Below are 24,635 nucleotides of genomic sequence, written 5' to 3'. Positions count from 1 at the left end.
TAATAGCTATGGTGTTCACTTTCTTGATTGTGAGAAGTCTATAATGCCGCGGCGGGGGATTTGCTTTGCTTAAAATAAGTAGTAATCATAAAGAATTACATAAGGTAAGGGGCGTAAACGACCAAAAGGATAATAACCCATATTATATCAACGAAGTGCCAGTAATAATTGAATATCTTATGTTTTTCCTTAAAGAGATTAAAAGGTAAAACTTTTCCCTGGATGAAAAGTACTATCATCCACCCCAGTCCAAACGTTACATGGGAAGCGTGCAAACCGACTAGTACATAATAAGATGACAAGAAATTGTTCGTAGATATAACATGTCCTTCCATGATGAATTTACGGAACTCATCTAATTCAAAGTACATAAAAGCAGCGCCTAATAAAAACGTAAGCCCAATCCCTGCCATGATCAGTTTCATATTTCGGTCGTTCAGCCCTTTTTCCGCAATAAGCAGGGTTCCACTGCTTGATAGCAGAAAGATGGAGGCAAGGATGGTTGTCTTCAATTCGAATAATTCACTAGGGTGCGGGCCGACCTGAGGAGGAGTATAAATGATATAAGTAGCAAATAATGTACTGAACATTATCGCTTCAACGAAAAGGTAGATGAAAAAGCCTGTTTTTTTATCATGAAATAAATCTTGAGACGTGGTCTTACTACTCATTCTCCCTCTCCTCCTTCTCATATACGGACTTCCGCTCATCATTGAAGGCTCTTATTATAAAGGTACCTAACGACATTATCCCACCTAAAATTTGCATCCAAAGCCAACCATAAATAAATCCGAAACTCAGAATGAATAAACCAGCAGACAAGAACATTGGCTGAATCGTGGGTGTAGAGATAGGTGTTGCCCTGTGGTTCTCTGTAGTAGGGATTTGCTTATTATTAATTTTCGCCCACCAAAACATATCTCTTCGTTCAATGATCGGCATCTTTTCAAAAGGGTGCTCTGGGGGTGGTGATGGAATACTCCATTCCAATGTACGCCCATTCCAAGGATCGTTCTCTACTTGTTTATTTTTTCGATGGGTTTTTACGATATTCCATAGGAAAAATAACATGGAAAAGCCCATGAGGTAAGCACCAATACTACTAATGAAATTGTAAGCCCATATGCCATCGTCATATGTATAATCATAGACACGTCTAGGCATACCATTGAGCCCGGCTAAATGCTGAAGGAAGAACGTCATATGGAAACCGATGAGAAAAAGCCAAAAATGCCATTTTCCCAATTTATCATCTAATTTCATACCCGTCATTATTGGATACCAATAGTATATGGCAGCAAATGAAGCCAATATTGTAGAACCGACGATAACATAATGGAAGTGGGCTACAACAAAGTAAGAATCATGGAACTGCATGTCAGCGGCAGCTGAACTAAGCATGACTCCAGTGACTCCACCCATTACGAAGGTAGGGATAAACCCTAAAGCGAACAACATAGGGGCCTTGATGCTAATAACCCCGCGCCTCATCGTGAAAAGCCAGTTAAATACTTTGATCCCTGTAGGAATGGCTATCAGCATCGAAGCGACAGCAAAGAATGTATCAGAAAATGGGCCGAGTCCCACTGTAAACATATGGTGAGCCCATACCATTAATCCGAGTAAGCCGATTAATGCCAGTGCTGCCACCATAGAGGTGTATCCGAACACATTTTTTCTTGAGAAGTTAGAAATAATGTCGGAAAAAATACCGAATGCCGGTAAAGCGATGATATACACCTCTGGATGCCCGAATATCCAAAAAAGATGCTGCCAATAAACCGGATGACCTAATTCCCCCAGAAAGAAAGTGGCTCCGTAAAGCCTGTCAAATTGTAACAAGAGCAAGGCGATGGCCAGAACTGGGAAAGCAATGAGAATTAAAAAAGAAGTAATTAATGTCGCCCATGGAAAAAGGGGCATTCTCGTAAGCTTCAGTCCTGGAGCTCTTAAGCGTATTATGGTTGCCATCATATTAATAGCGGCAAATATAGTCCCAAGCCCTGAGACTTGGAGTCCGAATATGTAAAAATTGTTATTTGGTCCAACAGTAAACGAGTCGGTAGATAGAGGGGCATAGGCAGTCCATCCCATGTTCGGCGCAGCGTTAAAGAAAAATGCGAGAAAGAATATCGTTCCCCCCGTTAAGAATAAATAAAAACCAATCAAGTTTAAAAAAGGGAAAGCTAAGTCATTCGCCCCGATCTGCAGAGGGACAGCCACATTCATCAACCCGATTAAAATTGGAGTAGCTACAAAAAAGATCATCATTGTACCATGTGTGGTGAACAACTCATTAAACTTCTCTCCCTGAAAAACCCAAAATTGGTTTTCTGGCGAGATAAGCTGGGTTCGCATTAATAAAGCATCCACTCCCGCTCTAAAAAAGAAGAGCATCGAAAAGAGGATATATAATGTCCCTACTTTCCTATGATTGGTGCTTGTTGCATAATCCCAAACCAGTGGCCAATAGTACTTTTTTGTAATCCAATATAAAGCGATAGGAAGTGCTATGATGGCAGATATCCAGCCTGCAATAACGTCAGAAGGTATAATGATAAGGTTGCCGTTAAAAGTGAATTCCATAGGTTCACCCCTTTTTTATCTTTTATTTTTCTTTTGCCAGCCACTCCTCGAAGTCTTCCACTGGTATTACTTCAGTAACAAATCTCATATCAGCATGCAAAATACCGCAGAACTCTGCGCATTTTCCTTGGTATGTCCCCACTTCATTCGGAGCTACTTTTAATTTATTTTCCTTACCCGGTATAGCGTCTTTTTTCCCCACTAACCTAGGAATCCAAAAAGAATGAATCACGTCTGTGGATTTTAAATGGAATACCACTTCTTTGTCGACGGGAAGCACTAACTTATCATGCGTTTCTCTTCCATTTTCATATTGGAAAGTCCATCTCCATTGTTCACCAACAACATTGACGTGGAGAGCCTCTTCCGAATTTGCATCTGTATCCGATACTTGAAACGTATATATTATCGTAGGAATAGCTAACCCTGTAAGTAAAATAATAGGTACGGTCGTCCAAATGATTTCCAGCGTACGGTTCCCTTCCTCATGCTGTGGGATATCTTTCCTGTTTTTATCTGTTTCTCGATATTTGACGGTAAACAGAATGAAAAGTATGGATACCACTGCAACGACAAACATCATAATGCCAAAACTCAAATTGATCAGGAAAGCTTGATCAGCTCCTGTCTCACTTATCGGGTTAAGCGTGCGAAGATTACAACCGGACAAAAATGGAGCGGTCAGGAAAATGAACCATCTCTTCATATGTAACTCAACCTTTTCCTTAGAATTTTGAAAGCCATACTAACCTATGTAACCCATAATATAAGCATCGAAACCCTTTATATAAAAGCTGATTCGTAACTATTCATGTACGCATTCTCGGGGAAATGAGCTGAGGTCTTTTGAAAACTCTTTAGAATCTGGGTGTTGTGGAAAAAACCACTATCATGGTTTTTATCTTACACGGTGAAGAGCTACTGAAGAAAAAGGATATTTCTTCAGTAGCGAAGTTGGAAATTATTTCTTCTGAATTAGGTAAGTTCGGTCCAATACTAAGGAAAAGTAAAACGTTAATTATCGTCTGCCTTAGACCCGGCCATCCAAGACGTTAATATTTTTTCTCATTCCTAACATCGTCATGGTTGGAGGTGCTCAAATGATCGGATACCGAATGAATTTGACTGAGCTCTTTTTTGTATTTAATATGTTGACGTGCAAATTTCCTTGGGGTATCAACACCAGCAGCAATGGCCAAATTGTATAAGCCTTCTCTTAAAGACACTAAATAATTACACGTTCGATATTTCTTTTCTTCAATTTCTAGAGCTTTTTGAAGTTTAGGGTCAGTGGTTGCCACTCCTACTGGACAGTTATTCGTATGGCACACTTCTGCAAGTATGCAGCCTACGCTGATCATAAATCCTCTCGCAATATTTACCATATCTGCACCAAGTGACAAGGCCATTGCGATTTTGTCAGGAGTAACAAGTTGACCGGATGCAATTATATGGGTTTTGTCGCGGATTTGATATTTAATCATTAAATCGTGGACCAGAGGTAACGCAGCAAAAGTTGGCAGACCTGCTGAATCAGCAAGTTCAAAATAGGAGGCTCCAGTTCCACCATTCCCTCCATCTACTGTAATAAAGTCAGGAACCGATTGTTCCTCGCTCATTATTTTAATCATATCTTCTACTTCATCTTCTGCCCCTACTACAATTTTTATTCCAACAGGTTTACCGCCGATTTCCCGCAATTCCTGGATAAAGGAGAGCATTTCCTTTACGTTATCAAATTGATGGAAACGATTGGGGCTGTCAATATCTTCGTGAGGTTCCACGTCCCTTATAGTGGCGATTTCTTCTGTAACTTTTTTAGCAGCTACATGTCCTCCACGCGTTTTTGCTCCTTGGCCTAACTTTAATTCGAAAGCTTTTACTTGCTCAACCTCCGCTTTCTTTTTAAATTCTTCCCAAGAAAAGTCCCCATCTTTAGTTCGGACCCCAAATAACCCCGGGCCAATCTGCATGATTACATCAACATCACCCTTAAGGTGATAAGAAGTCAAACTTCCTTCGCCTGTATTCATCCAAGTGCCGCCAGCCATTCCTAATCCTTTGGATAAAGCTGTGATGGCGTGGTCCCCTAAGGAACCGAAACTCATGGCTGATTGACCAATGAGGCCTCTAGTTTTAAAGGGGTGTTTAACAGTGTTTTCTCCAATGACGATTTGGTCTTCTTCAGGTAGATAAAAAGGATCTAGTTTATCCTCCTTTCTATGCTCTTTTCTTGTGAAAAGTTTATTTTCATCAATTTCATATAAATAGGTTTTAATCTTTGGCTCTTGCACGACTCTTAATTCCTCATATTGCGTTGGAAACAGAGTATTCGCTATATAATAACCATTAGACTCAAAGTCGCGATTAGATCCAAAGCCGATCATTCGACTATTATATTTACCAGCCACATTTACAAAAGTGAACTCGCGCCTATTGAAAGGTTTCCCGGAATTATCCTCATTATAAAGATACTGCCTTAGCTCTGGCCCCATCTTCTCTAAAACGTAACGTGCTTTTCCGAGAATCGGATAATTCCGTAAAATCGAATGTTCATCCTGCCTTTTATCATGGAAATAAAGACGGAATGTTATGAATGCCGGTACAGCAAACATGAGCAATACTAAAATCGCTAATAGGATGAGCATTACGTTTTCAAACATCTTACCACCTCCAGCTAAACCGTGTATGGACCATAACAACCAGGGTAATAAAAACCCATTGGACATCAAAAAAGGACAATAACAGTTATGACTTTATGTTTTTTACGAACAAAAGTTGTATGTATTTTACCTCCACTGAGCAGTCACATAGAGCATTAATCATTAGTAATCAACGAAATTGCTTCATACTCTTCCCACTTATATCCTTGCTATATAACCTGTAACCAGAAAGAAGTTTATTTAAACTAGTAAAAAAGGAAGCAGGTGATTCATTAGAATACTGGGTGAATCTCTTTCTGTATAGGGGTAATTTTTCGTATGAATATAACACTACCAATCGCACACTTTCTGGGAACCGCGGATTCTTTAACTGGGGCCCATGTTACTATAAAGCTGTTCCTTTCGCTTAATAAATAGAGCGGGGCAACTTACACCTACCCACTCATTCGGGGACACCGCATGTAATTCAAATCTACTGAATTTATCATGAGTAACTGAGTTTCTTCTATTAGAATAGTCTCAATTTAATAATGTCAACAATGCTTCTGACAAACATGCATTTAGATTTCATTGAACCAACCCTGTAACCGCTTTAAAATTAAGTTAAAGATAAGAAACAAAAGAGACGAAGGAGGAACTTTGATGGCTCAAAACAATGAGAAATCAGGAGTTAGGGCGAAAGTTCAGAAGTTTGGCAGCTTTTTAAGCAGTATGATCATGCCAAACATTGCTGCGTTTATCGCCTGGGGTATTATCACCGCTTTATTTATCCCGGATGGATGGTTACCGAACGAAGACCTTGCCGGTATGGTCGGGCCTATGATCACGTATCTATTGCCATTATTAATCGCTTTTACAGGTGGACGTTTGATTCATGGGTTACGTGGTGGAGTTGTTGCTGCAACAACTACCATGGGTGTCATCGTCGGTTCGCCGGATACCCCGATGTTTCTCGGGGCTATGGTTGCAGGCCCGATCGCTGGTTATTTAATGAAGAAAGTGGACGAATTCTTTGAGGGGAAAGTTCGTCAAGGCTTTGAAATGCTTGTGAATAACTTCTCCGCAGGAATTTTAGGTGCGGTTCTGGCTATCCTTGCTTACTACACGTTAAGCCCGCTCTTCTTAGGCATTACTGAGGTTCTCGGTATGGGTGTAGATTTCTTGATTTCTGCTGGTTTACTGCCACTAGCAAACATATTCATAGAGCCTGCCAAAGTCGTGTTTTTAAACAATGCCATTAACCATGGAATTTTAACACCGCTTGGTAGCGAACAATCTGTAGAAACAGGGAAATCGATTTTATTCTTACTTGAAGCAAACCCTGGGCCAGGACTTGGCGTCTTACTTGCCTTTATGTTCTTTGGAAAAGGAACGTCCAAACAAACGGCTCCAGGTGCAGCGGTTATCCAATTCTTGGGAGGAATACATGAGATCTACTTCCCTTATATCTTATCAAAGCCTCTTATCATTCTTGGCGCTATGGCTGGTGGTATTTCAGGAACAGCAACTTTTGCTTTCTTTAATGCTGGACTGACAGCTGCTGCTTCACCAGGTAGTATCATCGCAGTATTAGGTATGACACCAAGAGGAAGCTATGCCGGAGTTGTAGCAGGGGTAATAGTTGCTGCCGCCGTTTCCTTTATCGTATCTTCGATTATTTTGAAAGCAAGTAAAGATGATGGCGAAGGTGATATGGAAGAAGCAACAGCTAAGATGGAAGGTATGAAAGGGAAGAAAAGTGGAGTATCTGATCAATTAACAGGGAAGCAGGATACTAAAAGCACAAATGCAGCTACAGAAAAAGTCCCTGAACTCGATTACTCCCAAGTCGATAAAATCATTTTTGCTTGTGATGCCGGCATGGGCTCGAGCGCGATGGGATCCTCTTTGCTGAAAGATAAATTCAAAAAAGCGGACATTGACATTGAAGTCACTAACATGGCGATCAATGACTTGCCTCAGGATGTGGATGTAGTCATTACCCATAAAGACTTGACGGAACGCGCCAAGCAGAAAGTGCCTCATGCCAAACACATTTCTGTGGAGAATTTCCTGAATAGTCCTCAGTATAATGAGTTAGTGGAAGAATTAAAGAATGGTTCAAGTGCTAGTGAGGAACATGAAAGTACAGAGGATGTTCCAGCTCTTGATCGTTCCAATGTTGATAAAATCATTTTTGCCTGCGATGCAGGGATGGGATCAAGTGCGATGGGATCCTCTTTGCTGAAGAATAAATTCAAAAAAGCAAACATTGATATCAATGTCACTAACATGGCGATCAACGACTTGCCGCAGGATGTGGATGTAGTCATTACCCACAAAGATCTGACAGAACGCGCAAGGCATAAAGCGCCAAATGCTCATCACATTTCCGTAGAGAATTTCTTGAATAGTCCTAAATATGATGAATTGGTAGAAACACTGAAAAACGATTGATTCACTTCCAAAAAAGAGTCGAATATGGCTCTTTTTTGGTTATATCATCGTTCTTAGCCCATTCTAGTATTACGTGCAGAGAAGGGAGGGAATAACGTGTATATATCAGCAAGAGAAAGAAAAGTCATTCAATTGCTGCTGGAAGCTCGCCAGGATATTACCGTAAAAGAGGTCGCGGATTTGTTGGACGTCAGCACCCGGACCGTTCATCGTGATTTAAAAGGGGTGGAATCCATATTAAGTAAACATGGATTGAAACTTCAGAAGAAATCCGGGAGCGGATTGGCCATTCTCGGCAATAGGGAAGATGAAGATGCATTGAAATCATCCATTTACGGACATGACTTGTTGGACTATACACCTGAAGAACGTCAAGTGTTAATTCTTTCCCGACTGCTTGAGGCAAAAGAACCTGTCAAACTGCTCACTTTTGCGAATGAGTTGGGAGTTACAGTTGCCACCATCAGTCATGATCTTGATAAAATCGAAGACGTGCTAAAAGACTTTCAATTGTACTTACTTCGAAAACGTGGATACGGTGTGGAGGTACAAGGGGAAGAGGCTAATATCAGAGAAGCGATAAGGTTCATCATCATGCAACGTATGGATGAGCACGATTTTTTACGACTTCTTCGCGACAATGTTCAGACGGGCTCTCCCATGCTGGATTCTGTATCGGACCACCTTCTCGGTCTTGTGAACAAGGAAAAAATTTCTCTTATTGAACAAACAGTAGATACAATCCGTGAGCAGCTTGCTTATCCTCTGGCAGACAGTGCTTATATCGGATTGGTCATTCACTTGGCTTTGGCGATTGAACGGCTTCAGCAGGGGGAATTTATACAAATGGAGGAAGAATACCTCTCAGAATTAAAAGTAGCCCGTGAGTTTGAAGCAGCTGAAAAATTAATAGAGAAACTGGAACAGAAATTCGATCTGGATATACCAGAAGCTGAGACAGGGTATATCACGATGCATTTAATGGGAGCAAAAGTTCGGTATAATGAAGACTTTGTTCTTGAAGAGAGTAGTTTAAGTGTAGCTTTCAAGGCTAAGCAGATGATTGAATTCGTATCTAGTTCCATTCAAATAAATTTGTATGAATCCAAACAACTGCTCAATGATCTGGTCATCCATTTAAAGCCAAGCCTATACCGGATTCAACAAGGAATGGATATTTCAAATCCATTAAAAGACCAAATTGAAGAAGATTATCCAGAACTTTTCGCTGTTTTAGAAAAAGCTGTTCAGCACGTATTCCCTCTTTTGAAATTTCCAAAGGAAGAAACCGCTTTTTTAGTCATGCATTTTGCCAGTGCCTTGTTAAATATGGAAGGGGGCAAATGGGTAAGGGCGTTAGTCGTATGTTCAAGCGGAATCGGAACGGCCAAAATTTTATCTGCTAAACTTCAAAGTCAATTTCAGGAGATTGAAGAAGTCGACCATCAGTCTTTATTTGATTTGAAGGAATTGGATTTTAATGATTATGATTTAATTGTCTCAACGATACCACTAGAAAAAGTCGAAGATTATGTGCTCGTTAACCCAATGCTCCCTACGGCTGATGTCCATCGTATTCAACATAGAATCAGGAAGGCTAAAATCGTGGAGACGATGAAGAGGGTTGATCAACCTGTACCTGGGAAAATGGAAGATGAAACGCTTCAAGCCATTCAGGATTCTGTCAAAAGTGTTCAGCGCTACGCAACAGTTGTCAGTCAAATATTGAACACGCTATATGTATATGAGTGTTCGTCACAGGACAAAAAAGAAATCTTAGACCGGACCTGTGAGCGACTTGAAAACGAAGGAGCCCTAAAGGGTTGGGAGTCGATAACGAAATATTTACTTGATAGAGAAAAGGTCGGGGGTCTTGGGGTCCCTGATACGGGGTTAGCTCTCTATCACACACGTCAGGATCACATCCCTGTTCCTTCTTTCACGGTGATCATACTTGACCACTCCATAGCTATCAAGGGAATGGATGGGGAAAGTATGAATTCGAATGTAATTATTTTAATGCTCGCCCCGAAGGATATAAGTAAAGAAGGACTTGAAGTTTTGAGTTTTCTCAGTTCTCTGCTCATTGAAGATCCTGAGAGTACGAAAGCATTTCAATCAAAAGATGAACACGTCATAAAAAACTATGTTTCTAATCAGATTCATCAGTTTTTTAAAGAAAAATTATAATCAAAGAGGAGAATGAATATGTCTGAAAATATTTTAACTGCTAAAACAATAGAAATGAACCAAAGTTTTGATTCCAAAGAGGAAGCGATTCGATATACAGGTGCCTTGCTTCGTGACAATGGTTATGTGAACGAAGAATACATTGACCATATGCTTGAACGGGAAAAGGTCACTTCAACATTCATGGGGAATTATGTAGCGATTCCGCACGGAACAGAAGATGCGAAAAAAGCAGTTCTGGAGACTGGGATCGCTGTTGTGACTGTTCCAGAAGGAGTGGACTTCGGGGATGGAAATATCGTAAAATTGCTCATCGGGATTGCCGGGAAAGGAGACGAACATTTAGAGGTCCTTTCTAAAATCGCGATTGTATGCTCAGAGGAAGAAAACATTGATAAGATTATTAGTGCAAAATCCAAAGAAGAAATCATCAGCATTTTTAATGAGGTGACGGACTGATGAAAGCCGTTCATTTCGGAGCCGGGAATATTGGAAGAGGGTTTATTGGAGCATTACTATTCCAGTCAAACTATGAAACCACTTTTGTAGATGTCAACACGGAATTGATTGACGAACTGAATAAGAAAGAGGCTTACCGTGTTGAGCTCGCCGGTACGGAAGATTACATGGAAGTGACTAACGTATCCGGGTTGAACAGCTTGAATGATGAAGAAAAAGTCATAGAAGCCATTACTGAAGCAGAAGTCATTACGACGGCGGTAGGTCCGAATGTTTTACCAATGATCGCTCCATTGCTGGCAAAAGGGTTGGGCGAGAAGAAGAGCACTGGGCTCGTCATTGCGTGCGAAAATATGGTCGGAGGTACGGAAACCCTCAAAAACCACGTGTATGAAAACTTAGATGAAGAACAGAAAGAATGGGTTTCTGACCGAATCAGTTTTCCAAACGCTGCGGTTGATCGGATTGTTCCAAACCAAAACCAGGAAGATCCACTAACTGTAATGGTAGAGCCGTATTATGAGTGGGTGGTAGAGACGTCTTCCGTTACCAGCGAACTCCCTGACATTAAAGGCATCACTTACGTGGACGATTTGACACCTTACATTGAAAGAAAATTATTTACAGTAAATACCGGCCATGCTGTGGCTGCCTATCTTGGAAAATACAACGGGCACCATACAATTAAAGAAGCTTTGGAAGATGTAAAGATTAAAAATAAAACTCAAGCAGCCTTAGGTGAATCCGGTGGAGTTCTCATTGAAAAATATGGATTTAACACAGAGAAACACCAGGAATACATTGATACAATAATCAGCCGGTTCGAAAACCCCGACCTGTCTGATGAAGTCACACGGGTAGGGCGTGGTCCTATTCGTAAGCTGGGACCTAAAGATCGGCTTGTGCGCCCTGCGTTAGAATATATCCGCTTGAAAAATGAAGAACCAGTTCACCTGGCTGAAGTGATTGCAGCTGCACTTGACTATCGTAATGAAGATGATGCAGAAGCCATCGAGCTAGAGGGTATGATTCGTAAGAAAGGTAAAGTAGGAGCCTTTTGTGAAATCGCAGAGATAAATGAGAATCATCCACTAGTCAAAGCAGTAGAAAAGCATATTAACTAAAACAGGCACCCTATAGAGTAGGCATTATAAAATGTTAACTCTCTAGGGTGCTTTTCTTTATGGAGGTCAACGGATAGATTAATAAAATCGGTGAATAAATTGAATGTGTATAATATTCAGAAGATCCTATAGAGCGGAGGTCATAAGATGAAGCAGATTATTCACACCTGGAAACCACATGAAGAGCTGACCAATTTTATTTCTTTAGATGAGTTCAAGCAAATTCCATATCGTCTTGAGCTAAAGTTCACTTTGTTGGATGAGAACGGTGTTAATTCTGTAGGGAGACAAGTGACGTTTATATTTGAGTACCCATTTGGAGTTCGGTACTCTGAAGAAGCTGACAGAGTGGATATTATCAAAGCTGAATTAATTGATGAACAGTCTGTAGTAGAAAGTGGAGTATGGCCTTATTTTAAAGTGGAAAACTCAAGTTTTATTAAATGGCAAAGGGATTTGGAAGCCATAGTAGATGAAGATGAAAAAAAGTTAATGTGTTTTGGATTTTCCGAGGAAAGATATTTATTCGAAGTATTAAGTTATTCAGAACCCAAAGTAGAAATCAAAAAAATGTAGCAAATGCCCCTCCTTAAGTGAGGGTTTTTTATTGGGGAGTACTATTATTGGTTGTAGTGAAAATATAACAGTTTAATACATAAAATAGAATCTTGCCTTATTTAAATTTGATGAAAATGGTTTTTTTCTTTTTACTTGTACAATTCCTTTCGAGGTTATCAAATTCCATTTTTACAGACTCTACCTAAGATTATAGACCTAGGTATATTCATTAATTACTATCTCTTGCATTCTTGCCCATGCAGAAAATAGATTACTTTCATACTATAACCATATGAAAAGGAGATGGGAAATTTGGTAAATAGAAGAACTTTAAATAGTAGTTGCTGTCCTCCCCTGCCGCAAAGTTTAGGGAGTGACTGTCCACCTGGTCCACGTGGTCCTAGAGGATTGCAGGGACCGCAAGGAGAAACTGGAGAAACTGGCCCTCAAGGACCACAGGGAGAAACTGGACCCCAAGGGCCACAGGGTGAGCAAGGGCCAGAAGGGGAGCAAGGACCTCAAGGATTACCTGGTTCCACTGCTATCATTCCGTATGCGTCCGGTATTACTCCTGTTGAATTAACTAGTCTTTTAGATGGGTTAGTAGGCACTACAAGTCTTGTAGGATTTGGAGATTCTGCTCCTGGTGTGGAGCTTTTAGATGGGCAAATAAACCTTGCCAATATTGGAGGTTTACCTAACTTTGCATTTTCGGCACCTCGTGATGGAGAAATTACATCAATCTCTGCATTCTTCAGTAGTACAGTAGGGTTAGACATCATTGGATCAACAGCAACTGTTACAGCAGAATTATATATTGCTTCTCAAGATAGTAATATTTTCTCTCCTACAGGGGCCTCTGTAACATTATCTCCATCCTACACAGGTGTCATCAATATTAATGATACGAGCAGCGGTATTAATGACACTTTGTCCTTACCAGTAACTGCAGGAGAGCGTCTGCTAATGGTTTTCTCTGTAGAAATCACAGATGGGATTCCACTTGCTGTTACACTTACAGGTGCAGCGGGGGCAGGAGTTTCTATAAGCTGATCCATATTGGATTATAATTACAAGACTTAAAATAATTGAGAAGAAGTTGCTGATATCGACTTATTAAAATGTCTGTATATCCAGGTCTGTCTATAGTTAGGAGCATCTGTTGGTATTGTTGAGGGTATAGTCCTTGAAAACTTTTGAGTACTCGCTATAAATAGTGGAGGAAAAATAGATGGGTATATAAAACGCAGGTTTTACTATGAACGTAGTGGTTTGCTTTTTATAAAAACCCAGATGAGAGGTTTAATCACCTCTCAACTGGGTTAAAGGAATATATATATAATTATTTAATCTAAAGCACGATACAAGAATGCACTGAATTCAGCTCTTGTTGCTTCTTCGTTAGGGCGGAATGTGTTGTCATTATATCCTGTAGCAATAGAATTGGAAGCTAGTGCATACACGTCATCATAGGCCCAATGAGAAGATTTCACATCTTTAAAATGATTAGAACTGTTTTTGCTGCTAAATTCGAAAGCTCTGTTGACGATGGCGGCTATTTCAGATCTAGTAATATCTTCATCTGGTTTGAAAGTACTGTTTCCATAACCATTGACCAAACCAGCTTCAACTGCAGCATTGATGTAACCATAAGCCCAGTGAGATGAGGAAACATCCTTGAAATGACTGGAGGAAGAAGAGTTAAGGTTCAATGACTTGCTTACCATTTTAGCAACTTGTGCTCTGGTTACATTGTCAGTAGGTCCGAAACTTCCATCAGTTAAACCATTGATGATTCCTTCGTCATTTAAATGCTTTATTCCATCATAAGCCCAGTAATCAGTTGAAACATCGCTGAAGAAACTGTTATCTAAAAACCTTTTGGCACCTGTATATTTATCTCCCCAATAACCAGAGAACACGGGATCAACGGCAACTCCTCTGCTTTTAGTAGCAGAAATCATTTTCCCATCTCCGATATAGAACCCTACATGGGAGATGCCTTTTTTATGTGTGCCAGAAAAGAAAACTAAGTCTCCTTTTTGAAGGTTCGATGCTGCTATAGATGTCCCTTGTTTATATTGATCATAGGAACCCCTTGAAAGATTAATTCCTACTTTCTCCATTACATAGTATGTAAATCCTGAACAATCAAACCCATGCGGGGATTCTCCACTCCACTCGTATGGAGTTCCAAGATGTTTTTTTGCGCGTTGGATCACTTCATCGCCTGAAGCAGATGCTGCGTAAGTATGTGGTACAAAGATTGTCATTACTAAAAGGCTGGCTAAAACGACACTGAAAAATTTCCTTCCCAAAGAATATACCTCCTGATTATGTATTGATTGGTAGTTTTTTCTCATATAATATATCGTAGCATATTATAATTCGACACGATTTTACAGTTGTGTAACAAATATGCTGAATTTCTATTTATTTTTTAATCTATCAAGTTATCGTTAATGCCTATCAGTTTGAACATAAGGCAGAACAACCTGCTTCATTTGAAGAGTTACTTATTTTCAAACACTTACGATACATAGCTGCCAATCGAAAGACTACTTCCTTTATTGGGAAGTAGTCTTTTTGTTTATAACTCAAACATTTTTGTATTTCAGCTTTCTTTTTCATAACAATTGTTTCCTTCGAGTTAACTTTGACAGCTGTAGAAAGACATGTTAGTGTTAAAAACGTTAAATAAATTCTTAACAAACTTAACTTACTTCAAAATTGGAGTTGATCAAAATGAACTTGAACTTAAAACTGCAACAATACATTGATGGTAACTGGGTGGACGCGAAATCAGCGCACACTCGCAATATTATTAATCCATTTAACCAGGAAATTATCGCCGTTGTTCCTGAAGGTGATGAATCAGATACTAAAGCTGCCATCGCTGCAGCAAGAGAATCATTTGATAACGGAGAATGGGCTTTTACTCCAGCTACTGAACGAGGGGCTGTCGTAAGAAAAATTGCTGAATTGATCGAAAGAGACAAAGAAGAACTTGCTTATTTAGAATCATTGGATACTGGCAAAACAGTAGAAGAAAGCCGTGGAGATATGGATGATATCGCTGGGGTGTTTCGTTATTATGGAGAACTTGCTGATAAAGATGGCGGAGAACTGATCGATTCTCCAGTGCCGAACTCGAACAGTAAAGTGGTTCACGAACCTGTGGGTGTTTGTGCACAAATTACACCGTGGAATTATCCTTTACTTCAAGCGTCCTGGAAACTGGCTCCAGCGCTTGCAACTGGAAATACGTTAATCATGAAGCCGAGTGAAATTACACCGCTTACTACTATAAAAGTATTCGAACTTATGGAGGAGGCTGGCGTGCCAGCGGGTGTTGCTAACCTGGTCTTAGGTGCAGGCGGCACAGTTGGCGCAGAGCTGTCTGATAACACAGATGTAGATCTTATTTCTTTTACAGGCGGCATTGCGACCGGAAAGAAAATTATGCAAGCAGCAAGCGTGAATGTGAAGAAGCTTGCCTTAGAGCTTGGCGGGAAAAACCCGAATATCATCTTTGCTGATGCTGATTTTGATATAGCTGTCGATCAAGCAATGAATGGAGTGTTCTTCCACGCAGGACAAATCTGTTCTGCTGGTACAAGACTGATTGTGGAAGAAAGCATTCACGATGAGTTCGTTAATGCACTTGTGGAACGAGTGAAAAACTTCAAACTGGGAAGCGGGTTTGATGAAGATACTCAAATGGGTCCGCTTATTTCAGCTGAACACCTTGAGAAAGTAGAGAAGTATGTAGAAGCAGGGGTTAAAGAAGGGGCAACCTTAGCTGTTGGCGGCAAACGTCCGGAAGATCCGGAATTGCAAAAAGGATTTTTCTACTTGCCTACAATTTTCACAGACTGCACAACAGACATGACCGTTGTGCAAGAGGAAGGTTTTGGTCCGGTTATCACGGTGGAGAAATTCAGTACAGAAAAAGAAGCAGTAAAGCTTGCGAATGACTCGATCTATGGGCTTGCTGGCGGCGTTTTTACTAGCGATAGTGCAAAAGCTGAACGCTGTGCAGCGAAAATGCGCATGGGAACGGTTTGGATCAATGAATTCAACCTTTATTTCCCACATGCTCCTTGGGGTGGATTTAAGCAATCAGGTATCGGACGCGAACTAGGTAGACTAGGGATGGAAGAATATACAGAAACAAAGCATATATTCCAAAACTATAAACCTGAATCCATGAACTGGTTCTAAGCTGACCATCTATTATTCTTTATCTATAGAAGAATTATGAGGAGAAGGTTCAAACTCCTTCACAATCACAAGTTTATACCAAAAACACAATCAATTGACTGACTGGATTTTATAAATGCAGAAGGGTTTTTAGCAATGCTATTTCTATTGTCTGAAGCCCTTTCTTCAATTTCAACACGGGGAGGAACAGAATATGAGTGAAACATATGACATTGTCATTGTTGGAGGCGGTAGTGCGGGTTCTGTACTCGGCGATCGTCTAAGTGAAGACGGGAAAAAAAGTGTCCTTGTTTTAGAGGCGGGACGCAGTGATTATTCATGGGACCTCTTGATTCAAATGCCGGCTGCTTTGCCTTTTCCAGCAGGTAAAAGCCTTTACGATTGGAAATACGAATCAGACCCAGAGCCGCATATGAATGGAAGACGTATCAAGCACGCCCGAGGGAAAGTACTTGGCGGCTCGAGTTCCATCAACGGTATGATTTATCAACGCGGAAATCCAATGGACTATGAACGCTGGGGAGCCGATGAAGGAATGGAAACGTGGAATTTTGCGCATTGCCTTCCATATTTCAAACGCCTGGAAAATGCATTAGCATCTCCAGAGGATGATCTTCGCGGTCAAGATGGACCGATTAAATTGACACGGGGTCCAGCCAAAAATCCTTTATTCCAAGCTTTCTTTGACTCAGGTGTAGAAGCTGGTTACTCAAGAACCCCTGATGTAAACGGTTTTCGTCAGGAAGGGTTCGGACCGTTTGATAAGCATGTGTACAAAGGCCAGCGTTTGTCAGCTTCACGTGCCTATCTGCATCCGGCAATGAAGCGGGAGAATCTGACGGTGAGAACGCGTGCTTTCGTTAAGAGTATCGACTTCGATGGTACGAAAGCCAAAGGATTGACCTATCAACGAAACGGGAAGACTCATCAAGTTAAAGCAGGGGAAGTCATCCTTTCAGGTGGAGCCATCAATACGCCGCAGCTCCTTCAACTTTCAGGTGTAGGGGATGCTGAACACCTCCGCTCTCTTGGCATTGAACCAGTCGTCGATCTTCCGGGTGTAGGGGAAAACCTCCAGGATCACCTTGAAGTTTATATTCAACACGCATGTCCGGTGCCTGTTTCTGAACAGCCAAATTTAAATAAAGCGCGCATGCCTTGGATTGGGTTGCAGTGGATGTTCGGTCGCACTGGACCCGCAGCGACCAACCATTTCGAAGGCGGAGGTTTTGTCCGTTCAAACGAGGATGTCGACTATCCGAATCTGATGTATCATTTCCTTCCGGTAGCGGTTCGGTATGATGGACAAAAAGCACCGACGGATCACGGTTTCCAAGTACACGTCGGACCTATGTATTCTGATGCCCGCGGGTCATTGAAGATTCGTTCGAAAGATCCTAAAGAGCATCCAAGCATGGTTTACAACTACCTTTCTACAGAACAGGACAAACGCGAGTGGGTGGAAGCTGTAAGAGTCACGCGTAAAATCATGTCTCAACCAGCTATGAAACCTTACAATGCAGGAGAGATTTCACCTGGTCCTACTGTTGAAACAGACGAGGAAATTTTGGAATGGGTGAAAGAAGATGCTGAAACGGCACTTCATCCGTCTTGTACTGCCAAAATGGGACCCGCCTCAGATTCTATGTCTGTCGTAGATCCGCAAACAATGAAAGTTCACGGGCTCGACAATGTACGAGTGGTCGATGCATCTGCCATGCCTTACGTAACAAACGGCAATATCCATGCACCAGTGTTGATGTTGGCGGAAAAGGCAGCAGACCTCATCCTTGGGCGTAAACCGATGGATCCGATTGATGCTGATTTCTATCGTCACGGAGTACATCCGGCGGATGCAGGGACAGTATCTAAATCCAAATGACGCTTTCCAGGAGAAGGCACTCTATCCAAATGTATTTGCTGATGAAGCATACATTAAAGATAGAGTGCCTTCTCTTTTTTTGACTGGATGTTGTTTTATGGGTTTTGGTATTTAAATTGAAAATATATTGCACCTCCATTAAAGCGTTTTTGTCACTTATGAAAAATATCCCTCACCCATGGTAATGGGCGGCATGATATAAGGTTGATTTTACTCTCAACAGGTAATAAAGCTACCAAACGAAAGACTACCTCATGGGGATGTAAGTAGTCTTTTTGTGTGCCCTGAATGGCCATGAATTCCAGGGTTCAAGTCTCGAACAGCGAATACCGAACTAGCCGTTAGCTGAAGGAACGGGGGTAGTTTCGTTGTAGTTTTACCACCTCGGGAGGTGGATCTGTAAATACAAAAAGAGGCCTCGTGGGCCTCTCCATCATTATTAGTCTCTAGTATCTCGGCGACGCAATCCAAGTAAACCGGCTAAACCAATTAGTCCAACCCAGCCCCAGTCTGTATCATCATCGTTGTTATTTCCTGTTGCGACGTTTCTGACGTCATCATTGATGTCGTTGTCCATATCGACGACATCATTGTTACCATTGTTATTATTGGTTTCACCAGTGTTAGCCAATACAGAACCACCGAAAATCATTGTGGCTAAAGAAAAAGAACAAAGTAAATAAGTCACTTTTTTTACCATAGATTATACCTCCTGAATTTTAGTTCAGGATTAGGTTTTCACAAACAAGGAAAATTATTCATAACTTACGGGAAATCAGGGGATGGGGTTAGACAAAAGTATATAATTATACCCGTGTTAAAGATATAGACTAAAATCTTTCGCTGGATGGAATCTTTGGTCCAAAGAACAATCAAGTTTTATGTAAGTTTCAGAAGGGCATCATCTTAAAGTGGATAGTCTTTACGAAAAATCTCTGGAAGATCATCTTGTGCGGAGGGCTAAGCCCCGGTATTTTATAGTTTATTTAAGTTTATATTTGGTGCAGAAAAACAAAAGACCCCTCTCAGGGGTCTTTTAGGAATGATTTTTATTTCCCGCCAAAATTAGGGAGTGTATTTTGCATATTTTGAACTGGTTGACTATTTCTTGCTCTTTCTGCCATTTGTTTTGCACCGCCATTACGGTTTATTCGTGACATACCATACATAGCAGCGGCGCCAATAGCCCCAGCAGTACCTAAAGATAACCAAGAAGATCCGTTTTGTCGACCGTTCATCAGTAACCATCCCTTTACAGTGTTTTTAAGTCCTTGTTTTTAAGAACACATTTAGTTTATTTATTTAGACATTTTTTTACACAGGTAAGATTGTGCTAATTCAATAGGATATTCCCAATTTTATTGCAAAAATGGAAGGTATGTTTGACTACACCTTGGTTAAAATACTTTAAAAACGGGAGGTACTTATGACAAAGAAAAATCAAAAATATACGGATTTTGCAAACGCAGAAACACTTAATAATTTTCTTACAGCTGAAGAGTTTCCTGATGGATCTTATGGCCATCCTAAAGGGAATGAGGATCCTGTAGAAAACAAAGAGACGCCGTGGAAAGAAGGGCAGCAGTATTATAGTAATTTCGCTTATGAAAATCGGAATTTGCACGCAGGTCTACCTAGACAAGAAGATGGTGCTCACCCTACTCACGATGATAAAAGTGAAAAGAGTGAAGATCCTTATAATGAATCACCAAACAAAAGTAACAGTCAAATGGAATAACTAGTCGTGAATTTTATTATAAACTTATATTTTCCGCACATGGAGATTTACAAACACGCCTCCTATATGATGAGAGTGTGTTAAGGCTAGTAAAATTCTAAAAATGTATTTTTTCTTTAACTAACAGGAATAATTACTCAGCCCCATACTTTTATATAATTTCTCCCTTTTTGCAACTTGGTGATCGGCCCCAGGACACTCTTTTCTTGCCTTTTTTCTCCAAGGTAATCTTTATCTAAGGTTACTTCGCTTCCATCTGGATTTTCAAAGTCTGCATCAACAATACGGACTCTATTCAAGGTTTGGGTCGTTTGAACACTTCCAAGCATTTCCTCGAAATTGTCTGGGAGCACAAAGGAAAGATACACTTCGTCCCCTTCTTCAATGATATTTAAATCAGGGTCAAATTGGTCTGCCGTTATCTTTTCGTTTTCACGTTCAAAAGATTCCGCCCCATTTAAATAAGCATTATGGTTAATATAAACAGGCTGTTCGACACTATTAAATGCTTCATGATCTCCTGGGTTTTGATGGACCACTTCGATGTATTCCTCTAATGACGCTGTATATCCATTGTAATGAACAGTCCCTACTTCTTTTAAGCTTTCCTTACCTATGAAGATATTATTGTAATAGCGGTCATCTCCTCCATAGGTGACAGCAAACCCAGCCACCTCTGTACTATGAGGCACATGATAAGGGGTTGCCCGGTCCAGCATTTTCCGATGTACCATTTCTCCATGAATCAAATTGTTGACGTAGGCGCCTCCTTGCGCATGATTGTCTAAGGCATAGTCCGCCGTCAGTATATTGTTGTCAACGATGTAGGGCCCACTGCTGACTTCTACAAACAAATCGCGATTGTTTCGATAGTAAAGGTTACTGCTTACTCTAGTCCCTTGTGTCTGCCAATCCAACCATGTCCCCAGTGAGCAGTCATGGATGCGATTGTGGTGGATTTGTACATCAATGGGGGCGTGGAGCTTAATCCCTGCGATTTCATGTCCATAAAACTCTCTCTTTAAAGCGATATTATAAATGTGGTTGTTATATATTTCACTAAAAACACATCCCAAATGTCCGACGATCCCATTTTGTCCACAATCATATATCGTGTTGTTCCGGATCGTATGGGATCCGATCTTCTCTTTGCTCCAACCAGCTTGTCCGGCCAGGAAGACAGATTCTAACTGGTATTGATAGCCCGGCTTATCCTTTCGTTTCGATCGATAATTATTTCCTGTGGAACCTTCTTTGCCGATACTGATTGCACTACACTTGGAGTCGTGAATAACATTCTCTTCGATGATCCATCCTTTACTCCAATGGGGACCGACTAACCCTGGCTGGTCGGCCGTAGGTGGTGTCCAGGGAGTGGCGGCCTGGGCCATTTCAAAGCCTCTGACAGTAATGTAATTCACACCTGTTTCTACTGGATAAAAGCAACATTTCCGAACGTTTATTTCAACTGATTCCTTTGTAGGATCCTCTCCATGAAAATTGGCATAAATGGTTGTTTTATTTTCACCTACTTCTGCAAACCAGTCATATTTGGATTGGCCGGGATTGTGCGCAGGAACCACCTTATTTGTCCAGTGATCCAATACTTCCGTTTGTATAGAAGGGTTCATAACTTGTTCGAGATTTTCAGCTTCATAAAAGGACTTTCCATTCAAATACACATCTCCCAGATGTCTTCCGGGATTATATACAACCCAATCACCGAAAATTTCTTCTTTAAAGGGATTGTAGTCTCCGAATAAATCGTTGGACACGCTAGTTTTCCAAACAGATCCTTCAAGTTGCTCCCAATCATGAATTTGTTCAGATCCTTTGATGACAACTCTCTCTCCGTCAGCGGCTTTATAAGTAATCCTTCTCGTTTCACTTAATCCTGAATTCTTCGGTTTCACCCATTCACGGTATTCTCCTTCATGGACGATGATAGTATCCCCAGCAACTGCAGCAGATGCAGCCTGATTGATGGTCAAGAATGGACTTTGTTCCGTTCCCTCGCTAAGGTCCGATCCATTTTTTGCAACATGATATTCAAAAGCCATTTACCTTCCTCCTCTAGTTCAACTATTCAAGCGATGCTTTTGGCTTATCCCGGCACTTAATGGTGAACAAGCATTATATTCATTATAAAAATTCTATAAAATTAAAACTATTCAAAATATAGTACAATATAAGACAATATTAGTGTATATGGGAAGGGGAGAAGACCGTGGTTTTCTTTGAGCGTCATGGAGTAGAAGAGAAGGAGTCATTTGAGCACTTCACGCTGGTTAATGAGAATTTCCCTCTCCACTTTCACCGGGCTTATGAATTAATCATCGTAAATGAAGGGGAATTGCTCGCAACCGTTGATAAAAAGAAATATTCACTACATAAAAATGATTTAGTTTTTATTTTTAATAATCAGATTCATGAGTTTCAAACAATCAAACATTCCAATATTACAATCGTCATTTTTTCACCTGAATTAATTGGACATTTTTTTGCAAACGCTAAGGGAACCATTCCTGAAAATAATCAGATTCATTTAGAGGATGTCCCTGACTTACATGGATTGGATTCAATTTATAGACAAAAGAGTTTTCTTTATGACATATGTGGTGCTCTAGTGGACCAAACCAGCCTGACTCCCGTTGCCTATTCTTCAAAAACACAGGTGTTTCATAAAATTCTGCTTTACGTGGATAAATATTATTGTGAGGATTGCACATTAAAATCTGTTGCCAAAGATCTACAATATGATTATGCCTATTTATCAAAGCTATTTGTTCAGATGGCGAATATATCCTTTACCGAATATCTTACTCAATACCGAATTTCACAAGCTTGTTATTTATTGAAAAATAGGCAGAAGACGATTGGTGAGATTGCTATGAGTTGCGGTTATAATAATTTGCGGTCATTCAATCGGAATTTTAAAAAGGTAACTGCCTATTCACCGAGGGAATATAGAGGGATATCGTAAAGCCTGAAGCTTTTTGGACGGGACGTTTTTTATCATCGTTTGTTTTACCGCCCGCTTTGGGTGGTTTATAATGAGGGCAAATGAACTAAAGACAGGAAGTGCCTATGAGTAAACGAAAAAGTCTTGGATATAAGAAATCCAAAAATAAACCTAAACGTTCTGAAAAATCATATGGGAAACAAAACAAATCCAGAAATAACGAGCGCAAAGGCAAGTCTCAACGCAGTAAGAACGCTGTAACCGCTGAGGTGACATGTTCGGGTTTGACCAATGAAGGCAAAGGCATTGCCGAGTGGAAAGGGAAGCAGCTGGAAGTGCCACTTCTTTTGCCTGGTGAAAAGGCGGAGGTGAATGTCTTTCAAAAAGGGAGTTTGGTGAACGCAGAGTTGAAGCGTGTTATCACTTCAGCAGAGGAACGGGTCGATCCACCGTGTCCGTATTATTACGAGTGCGGCGGATGCCAGCTCCAGCATATGAGCAATCAGGCGCAATCGCGTTTCAAGCAGGAAACAGTAGATACCTTGATGAAGCCGTTCGTAAAGCCTGAACCTATTATGACAATGGATCACCCGTATGATTACCGTAATAAGAACCACACGACATTCGGCTTGAATCACAAGCGAGAGGTGATTGGCGGGCTGTATGGACCGCACACCCATGAAATCATCCCGATTGATAAGTGTCTCATTCACGATCCGAAAGCGGATGAGATCGCAGGGACGCTCAAGGACTATATGAAAAACACTAAAATGCAGCCGTATAACGAAGATACTGGACGGGGGTTTTTGCGGCACGTATTGATTAAAGTTGGTAAAGTCAGCGGGGAAATCATGGTGGTGCTGGTCGCCGCATCCTCTGAGTTCAAGGGGAAAAAGAATTTTGTGAAAACTTTACGAAAAGCCCACCCCGAAATTACGACAATGCTGCTGAATGTGAATAAACGGGACACCAGCATCGTGCTGGGCAATCAGGAGGACGTATTATTCGGCAAAGGAACAATCACAGATACTTTATGTGGACTGAAATTCGAGATATCAGCGAAATCTTTCTATCAGATCAATCCAGTCCAGACGGAGAAGTTATATGGAAAAGCGATTGAAATGGCTGGGTTGACTGGCAAGGAAACCGTAATCGATGCCTACTGCGGGATCGGTACGATTGGTCTGGTTGCCAGCCAGAAAGCAAGAAAGGTTATTGGCGTAGAGATGAATAAAGATGCGGTTAAAGACGCCATCCGAAATTCGAAACGTAACGGTGTGAAAAATGCCCGCTTCTACCAGGGTGATGCCGGGGAATTCATGGTGGAAATGGCAGAACGCGGAGATAAAGCGGATGTGGTAATTATGGATCCGCCGAGAAGCGGGAGTGATGAAGCATTCTTATCAAGCGTTGTGAAGCTTAAGCCGAAGCGGATCGTGTATGTTTCCTGTAATCCGGAAACACAAGTACGGGATTTGAAATACTTGGTGAAGAATGGGTATGAGGTTGAAGGAATTCAGCCAGTGGATATGTTTCCACAGACTTATCATGTAGAATCAGTTGCAAAGTTAGTGCTCAAAAACTGACCACTTCTGCTGAATAAGAAAAAAAGATGGCGAGCAGCTGTGAGACGACTGAAAAAAAAAACTGTCAATCTAGAGGAGTTGTTAAAGTTTGTTGTTGCTTCCCACGAATCGCTTGGCGGTGGATGCTTGCCGCGGGAACTGCTCCAGCTAATTTGGTCAAGATGATCACTTGACCAAGTGGATCTTCGACTCGTGCTGTTCCCGCAGGCGTCACCACCGAAAGCTCC

20 protein-coding genes are annotated in these 24,635 nt (G+C 40.9%); 11 read left to right on the top strand and 9 right to left on the bottom strand.

The annotated features are described in order from the left end of the window. Positions 1-95: 95 nt before the first annotated feature. From HLI_RS08375 to HLI_RS08360, 4 genes are all read right to left on the bottom strand, one after another. A complete protein-coding gene (locus tag HLI_RS08375) occupies positions 96-671 on the bottom strand; it encodes a cytochrome c oxidase subunit 3 (protein ID WP_128524571.1) in 576 nt (191 codons plus the stop codon). After that, entirely contained in the window at positions 664-2,586 is a 1,923-nt protein-coding gene (locus HLI_RS08370) for a cytochrome c oxidase subunit I (protein ID WP_128524570.1), read from the bottom strand. The genes HLI_RS08375 and HLI_RS08370 overlap by 8 nt, the downstream gene beginning before the upstream one ends. Before the next feature lie 22 nt (positions 2,587-2,608). After that, on the bottom strand, positions 2,609-3,292 hold the full coding sequence (coxB, locus tag HLI_RS08365) for a cytochrome c oxidase subunit II (RefSeq protein ID WP_128524569.1): 684 nt from the start codon (positions 3,290-3,292) through the stop codon (positions 2,609-2,611). A gap of 346 nt (positions 3,293-3,638) precedes the next feature. Continuing rightward, entirely contained in the window at positions 3,639-5,249 is a 1,611-nt protein-coding gene (locus tag HLI_RS08360; protein WP_128524568.1) for an FMN-binding glutamate synthase family protein, read from the bottom strand. Between the two features lie 642 nt (positions 5,250-5,891). On the opposite strand from HLI_RS08360, the gene HLI_RS08355 reads away from it, so the two are divergent. The 6 genes from HLI_RS08355 to HLI_RS08330 all read left to right on the top strand — a co-directional run bounded on the left by HLI_RS08355 (position 5,892) and on the right by HLI_RS08330 (position 13,069). Continuing rightward, a complete protein-coding gene (locus HLI_RS08355; RefSeq protein ID WP_128524567.1) occupies positions 5,892-7,685 on the top strand; it encodes a PTS mannitol transporter subunit IIBC in 1,794 nt (597 codons plus the stop codon). A 96-nt stretch (positions 7,686-7,781) separates the two neighbouring features. Then, entirely contained in the window at positions 7,782-9,875 is a 2,094-nt protein-coding gene (locus HLI_RS08350) for a BglG family transcription antiterminator (protein ID WP_128524566.1), read from the top strand. 18 nt (positions 9,876-9,893) lie between these two features. Next, positions 9,894-10,334 carry a PTS mannitol transporter subunit IIA gene (locus HLI_RS08345; RefSeq protein ID WP_128524565.1) on the top strand — a complete coding sequence of 147 codons (441 nt, stop codon included), beginning with the start codon at positions 9,894-9,896 and terminating at the stop codon, positions 10,332-10,334. Beyond that, positions 10,334-11,458 carry a mannitol-1-phosphate 5-dehydrogenase gene (locus tag HLI_RS08340; protein ID WP_128524564.1) on the top strand — a complete coding sequence of 375 codons (1,125 nt, stop codon included), beginning with the start codon at positions 10,334-10,336 and terminating at the stop codon, positions 11,456-11,458. The genes HLI_RS08345 and HLI_RS08340 overlap by 1 nt, the downstream gene beginning before the upstream one ends. 147 nt (positions 11,459-11,605) lie before the next feature. Further along, complete coding sequence (locus HLI_RS08335; protein WP_128524563.1) at positions 11,606-12,034, top strand: hypothetical protein; 429 nt, start codon at positions 11,606-11,608, stop codon at positions 12,032-12,034. Positions 12,035-12,328: 294 nt separating this feature from the next. Beyond that, positions 12,329-13,069: an exosporium glycoprotein BclB-related protein gene (locus HLI_RS08330; RefSeq protein WP_206659645.1), complete on the top strand. Its 741-nt coding sequence runs from the start codon at positions 12,329-12,331 to the stop codon at positions 13,067-13,069. A gap of 293 nt (positions 13,070-13,362) precedes the next feature. Here the strand turns inward: HLI_RS08330 and HLI_RS08325 are convergent, their stop codons facing one another. Next, complete coding sequence (locus tag HLI_RS08325) at positions 13,363-14,334, bottom strand: C40 family peptidase (protein WP_164908520.1); 972 nt, start codon at positions 14,332-14,334, stop codon at positions 13,363-13,365. Between the two features lie 427 nt (positions 14,335-14,761). On the opposite strand from HLI_RS08325, the gene betB reads away from it, so the two are divergent. Together betB and betA are read left to right on the top strand one after the other, a co-directional pair. Further along, entirely contained in the window at positions 14,762-16,240 is a 1,479-nt protein-coding gene (gene betB, locus HLI_RS08320) for a betaine-aldehyde dehydrogenase (RefSeq protein WP_431357395.1), read from the top strand. A 193-nt stretch (positions 16,241-16,433) separates the two neighbouring features. Then, positions 16,434-18,122 carry a choline dehydrogenase gene (gene betA, locus HLI_RS08315; protein ID WP_128524560.1) on the top strand — a complete coding sequence of 563 codons (1,689 nt, stop codon included), beginning with the start codon at positions 16,434-16,436 and terminating at the stop codon, positions 18,120-18,122. A gap of 439 nt (positions 18,123-18,561) precedes the next feature. Here betA and HLI_RS08310 read toward each other — a convergent pair whose 3' ends face one another. Continuing rightward, the gene (locus HLI_RS08310) at positions 18,562-18,822 is read right to left on the bottom strand and encodes a WGxxGxxG family protein (RefSeq protein ID WP_128524559.1); all 261 of its coding nucleotides are present in this window, start codon (positions 18,820-18,822) and stop codon (positions 18,562-18,564) included. A 349-nt stretch (positions 18,823-19,171) separates the two neighbouring features. After that, a complete protein-coding gene (locus tag HLI_RS08305) occupies positions 19,172-19,360 on the bottom strand; it encodes a hypothetical protein (RefSeq protein WP_128524558.1) in 189 nt (62 codons plus the stop codon). A gap of 188 nt (positions 19,361-19,548) precedes the next feature. Between HLI_RS08305 and HLI_RS08300 the strand changes: the two genes are divergently transcribed. After that, positions 19,549-19,860 carry a hypothetical protein gene (locus tag HLI_RS08300; protein ID WP_128524557.1) on the top strand — a complete coding sequence of 104 codons (312 nt, stop codon included), beginning with the start codon at positions 19,549-19,551 and terminating at the stop codon, positions 19,858-19,860. Between the two features lie 137 nt (positions 19,861-19,997). Here HLI_RS08300 and HLI_RS08295 read toward each other — a convergent pair whose 3' ends face one another. Next, positions 19,998-21,920, bottom strand: coding sequence for a right-handed parallel beta-helix repeat-containing protein (locus tag HLI_RS08295; RefSeq protein ID WP_128524556.1), 1,923 nt, complete (start codon positions 21,918-21,920; stop codon positions 19,998-20,000). Between the two features lie 167 nt (positions 21,921-22,087). Here HLI_RS08295 and HLI_RS08290 point away from each other — a divergent pair, with 167 nt between their 5' ends. Next, positions 22,088-22,843, top strand: a complete 756-nt coding sequence (locus HLI_RS08290; protein WP_128524555.1) for an AraC family transcriptional regulator — start codon at positions 22,088-22,090, stop codon at positions 22,841-22,843. A 104-nt stretch (positions 22,844-22,947) separates the two neighbouring features. Then, entirely contained in the window at positions 22,948-24,408 is a 1,461-nt protein-coding gene (gene rlmD, locus HLI_RS08285) for a 23S rRNA (uracil(1939)-C(5))-methyltransferase RlmD (RefSeq protein ID WP_128524554.1), read from the top strand. A 64-nt stretch (positions 24,409-24,472) separates the two neighbouring features. Here the strand turns inward: rlmD and HLI_RS21565 are convergent, their stop codons facing one another. Continuing rightward, a complete protein-coding gene (locus HLI_RS21565; RefSeq protein ID WP_164908519.1) occupies positions 24,473-24,625 on the bottom strand; it encodes a hypothetical protein in 153 nt (50 codons plus the stop codon). Positions 24,626-24,635 lie beyond the last annotated feature (10 nt).

This window comes from Halobacillus litoralis, from assembly GCF_004101865.1.
Classification (GTDB): domain Bacteria; phylum Bacillota; class Bacilli; order Bacillales; family Halobacillaceae; genus Halobacillus; species Halobacillus litoralis_A.
The sequence above is the reverse complement of the archived record's forward strand: the minus strand, read 5'-3'. Positions and strand labels throughout refer to the sequence as shown.

What these genes read in the sequence shown, in the direction of transcription:
- HLI_RS08335 (WP_128524563.1), top strand. Translation starts at nt 11,606, where the DNA reads ATGAAGCAGATTATTCACACCTGGAAACCACATGAAGAGCTGACCAAT.
- HLI_RS08310 (WP_128524559.1), bottom strand. Translation starts at nt 18,822, where the DNA reads ATGGTAAAAAAAGTGACTTATTTACTTTGTTCTTTTTCTTTAGCCACA.
- rlmD (WP_128524554.1), top strand. Translation starts at nt 22,948, where the DNA reads ATGAGTAAACGAAAAAGTCTTGGATATAAGAAATCCAAAAATAAACCT.
- HLI_RS08355 (WP_128524567.1), top strand. Translation starts at nt 5,892, where the DNA reads ATGGCTCAAAACAATGAGAAATCAGGAGTTAGGGCGAAAGTTCAGAAG.
- HLI_RS08295 (WP_128524556.1), bottom strand. Translation starts at nt 21,920, where the DNA reads ATGGCTTTTGAATATCATGTTGCAAAAAATGGATCGGACCTTAGCGAG.
- coxB (WP_128524569.1), bottom strand. Translation starts at nt 3,292, where the DNA reads ATGAAGAGATGGTTCATTTTCCTGACCGCTCCATTTTTGTCCGGTTGT.
- betB (WP_431357395.1), top strand. Translation starts at nt 14,762, where the DNA reads ATGAACTTGAACTTAAAACTGCAACAATACATTGATGGTAACTGGGTG.
- HLI_RS08370 (WP_128524570.1), bottom strand. Translation starts at nt 2,586, where the DNA reads ATGGAATTCACTTTTAACGGCAACCTTATCATTATACCTTCTGACGTT.
- HLI_RS08305 (WP_128524558.1), bottom strand. Translation starts at nt 19,360, where the DNA reads ATGAACGGTCGACAAAACGGATCTTCTTGGTTATCTTTAGGTACTGCT.
- betA (WP_128524560.1), top strand. Translation starts at nt 16,434, where the DNA reads ATGAGTGAAACATATGACATTGTCATTGTTGGAGGCGGTAGTGCGGGT.
- HLI_RS08360 (WP_128524568.1), bottom strand. Translation starts at nt 5,249, where the DNA reads ATGTTTGAAAACGTAATGCTCATCCTATTAGCGATTTTAGTATTGCTC.
- HLI_RS08375 (WP_128524571.1), bottom strand. Translation starts at nt 671, where the DNA reads ATGAGTAGTAAGACCACGTCTCAAGATTTATTTCATGATAAAAAAACA.
- HLI_RS08300 (WP_128524557.1), top strand. Translation starts at nt 19,549, where the DNA reads ATGACAAAGAAAAATCAAAAATATACGGATTTTGCAAACGCAGAAACA.
- HLI_RS08340 (WP_128524564.1), top strand. Translation starts at nt 10,334, where the DNA reads ATGAAAGCCGTTCATTTCGGAGCCGGGAATATTGGAAGAGGGTTTATT.
- HLI_RS08345 (WP_128524565.1), top strand. Translation starts at nt 9,894, where the DNA reads ATGTCTGAAAATATTTTAACTGCTAAAACAATAGAAATGAACCAAAGT.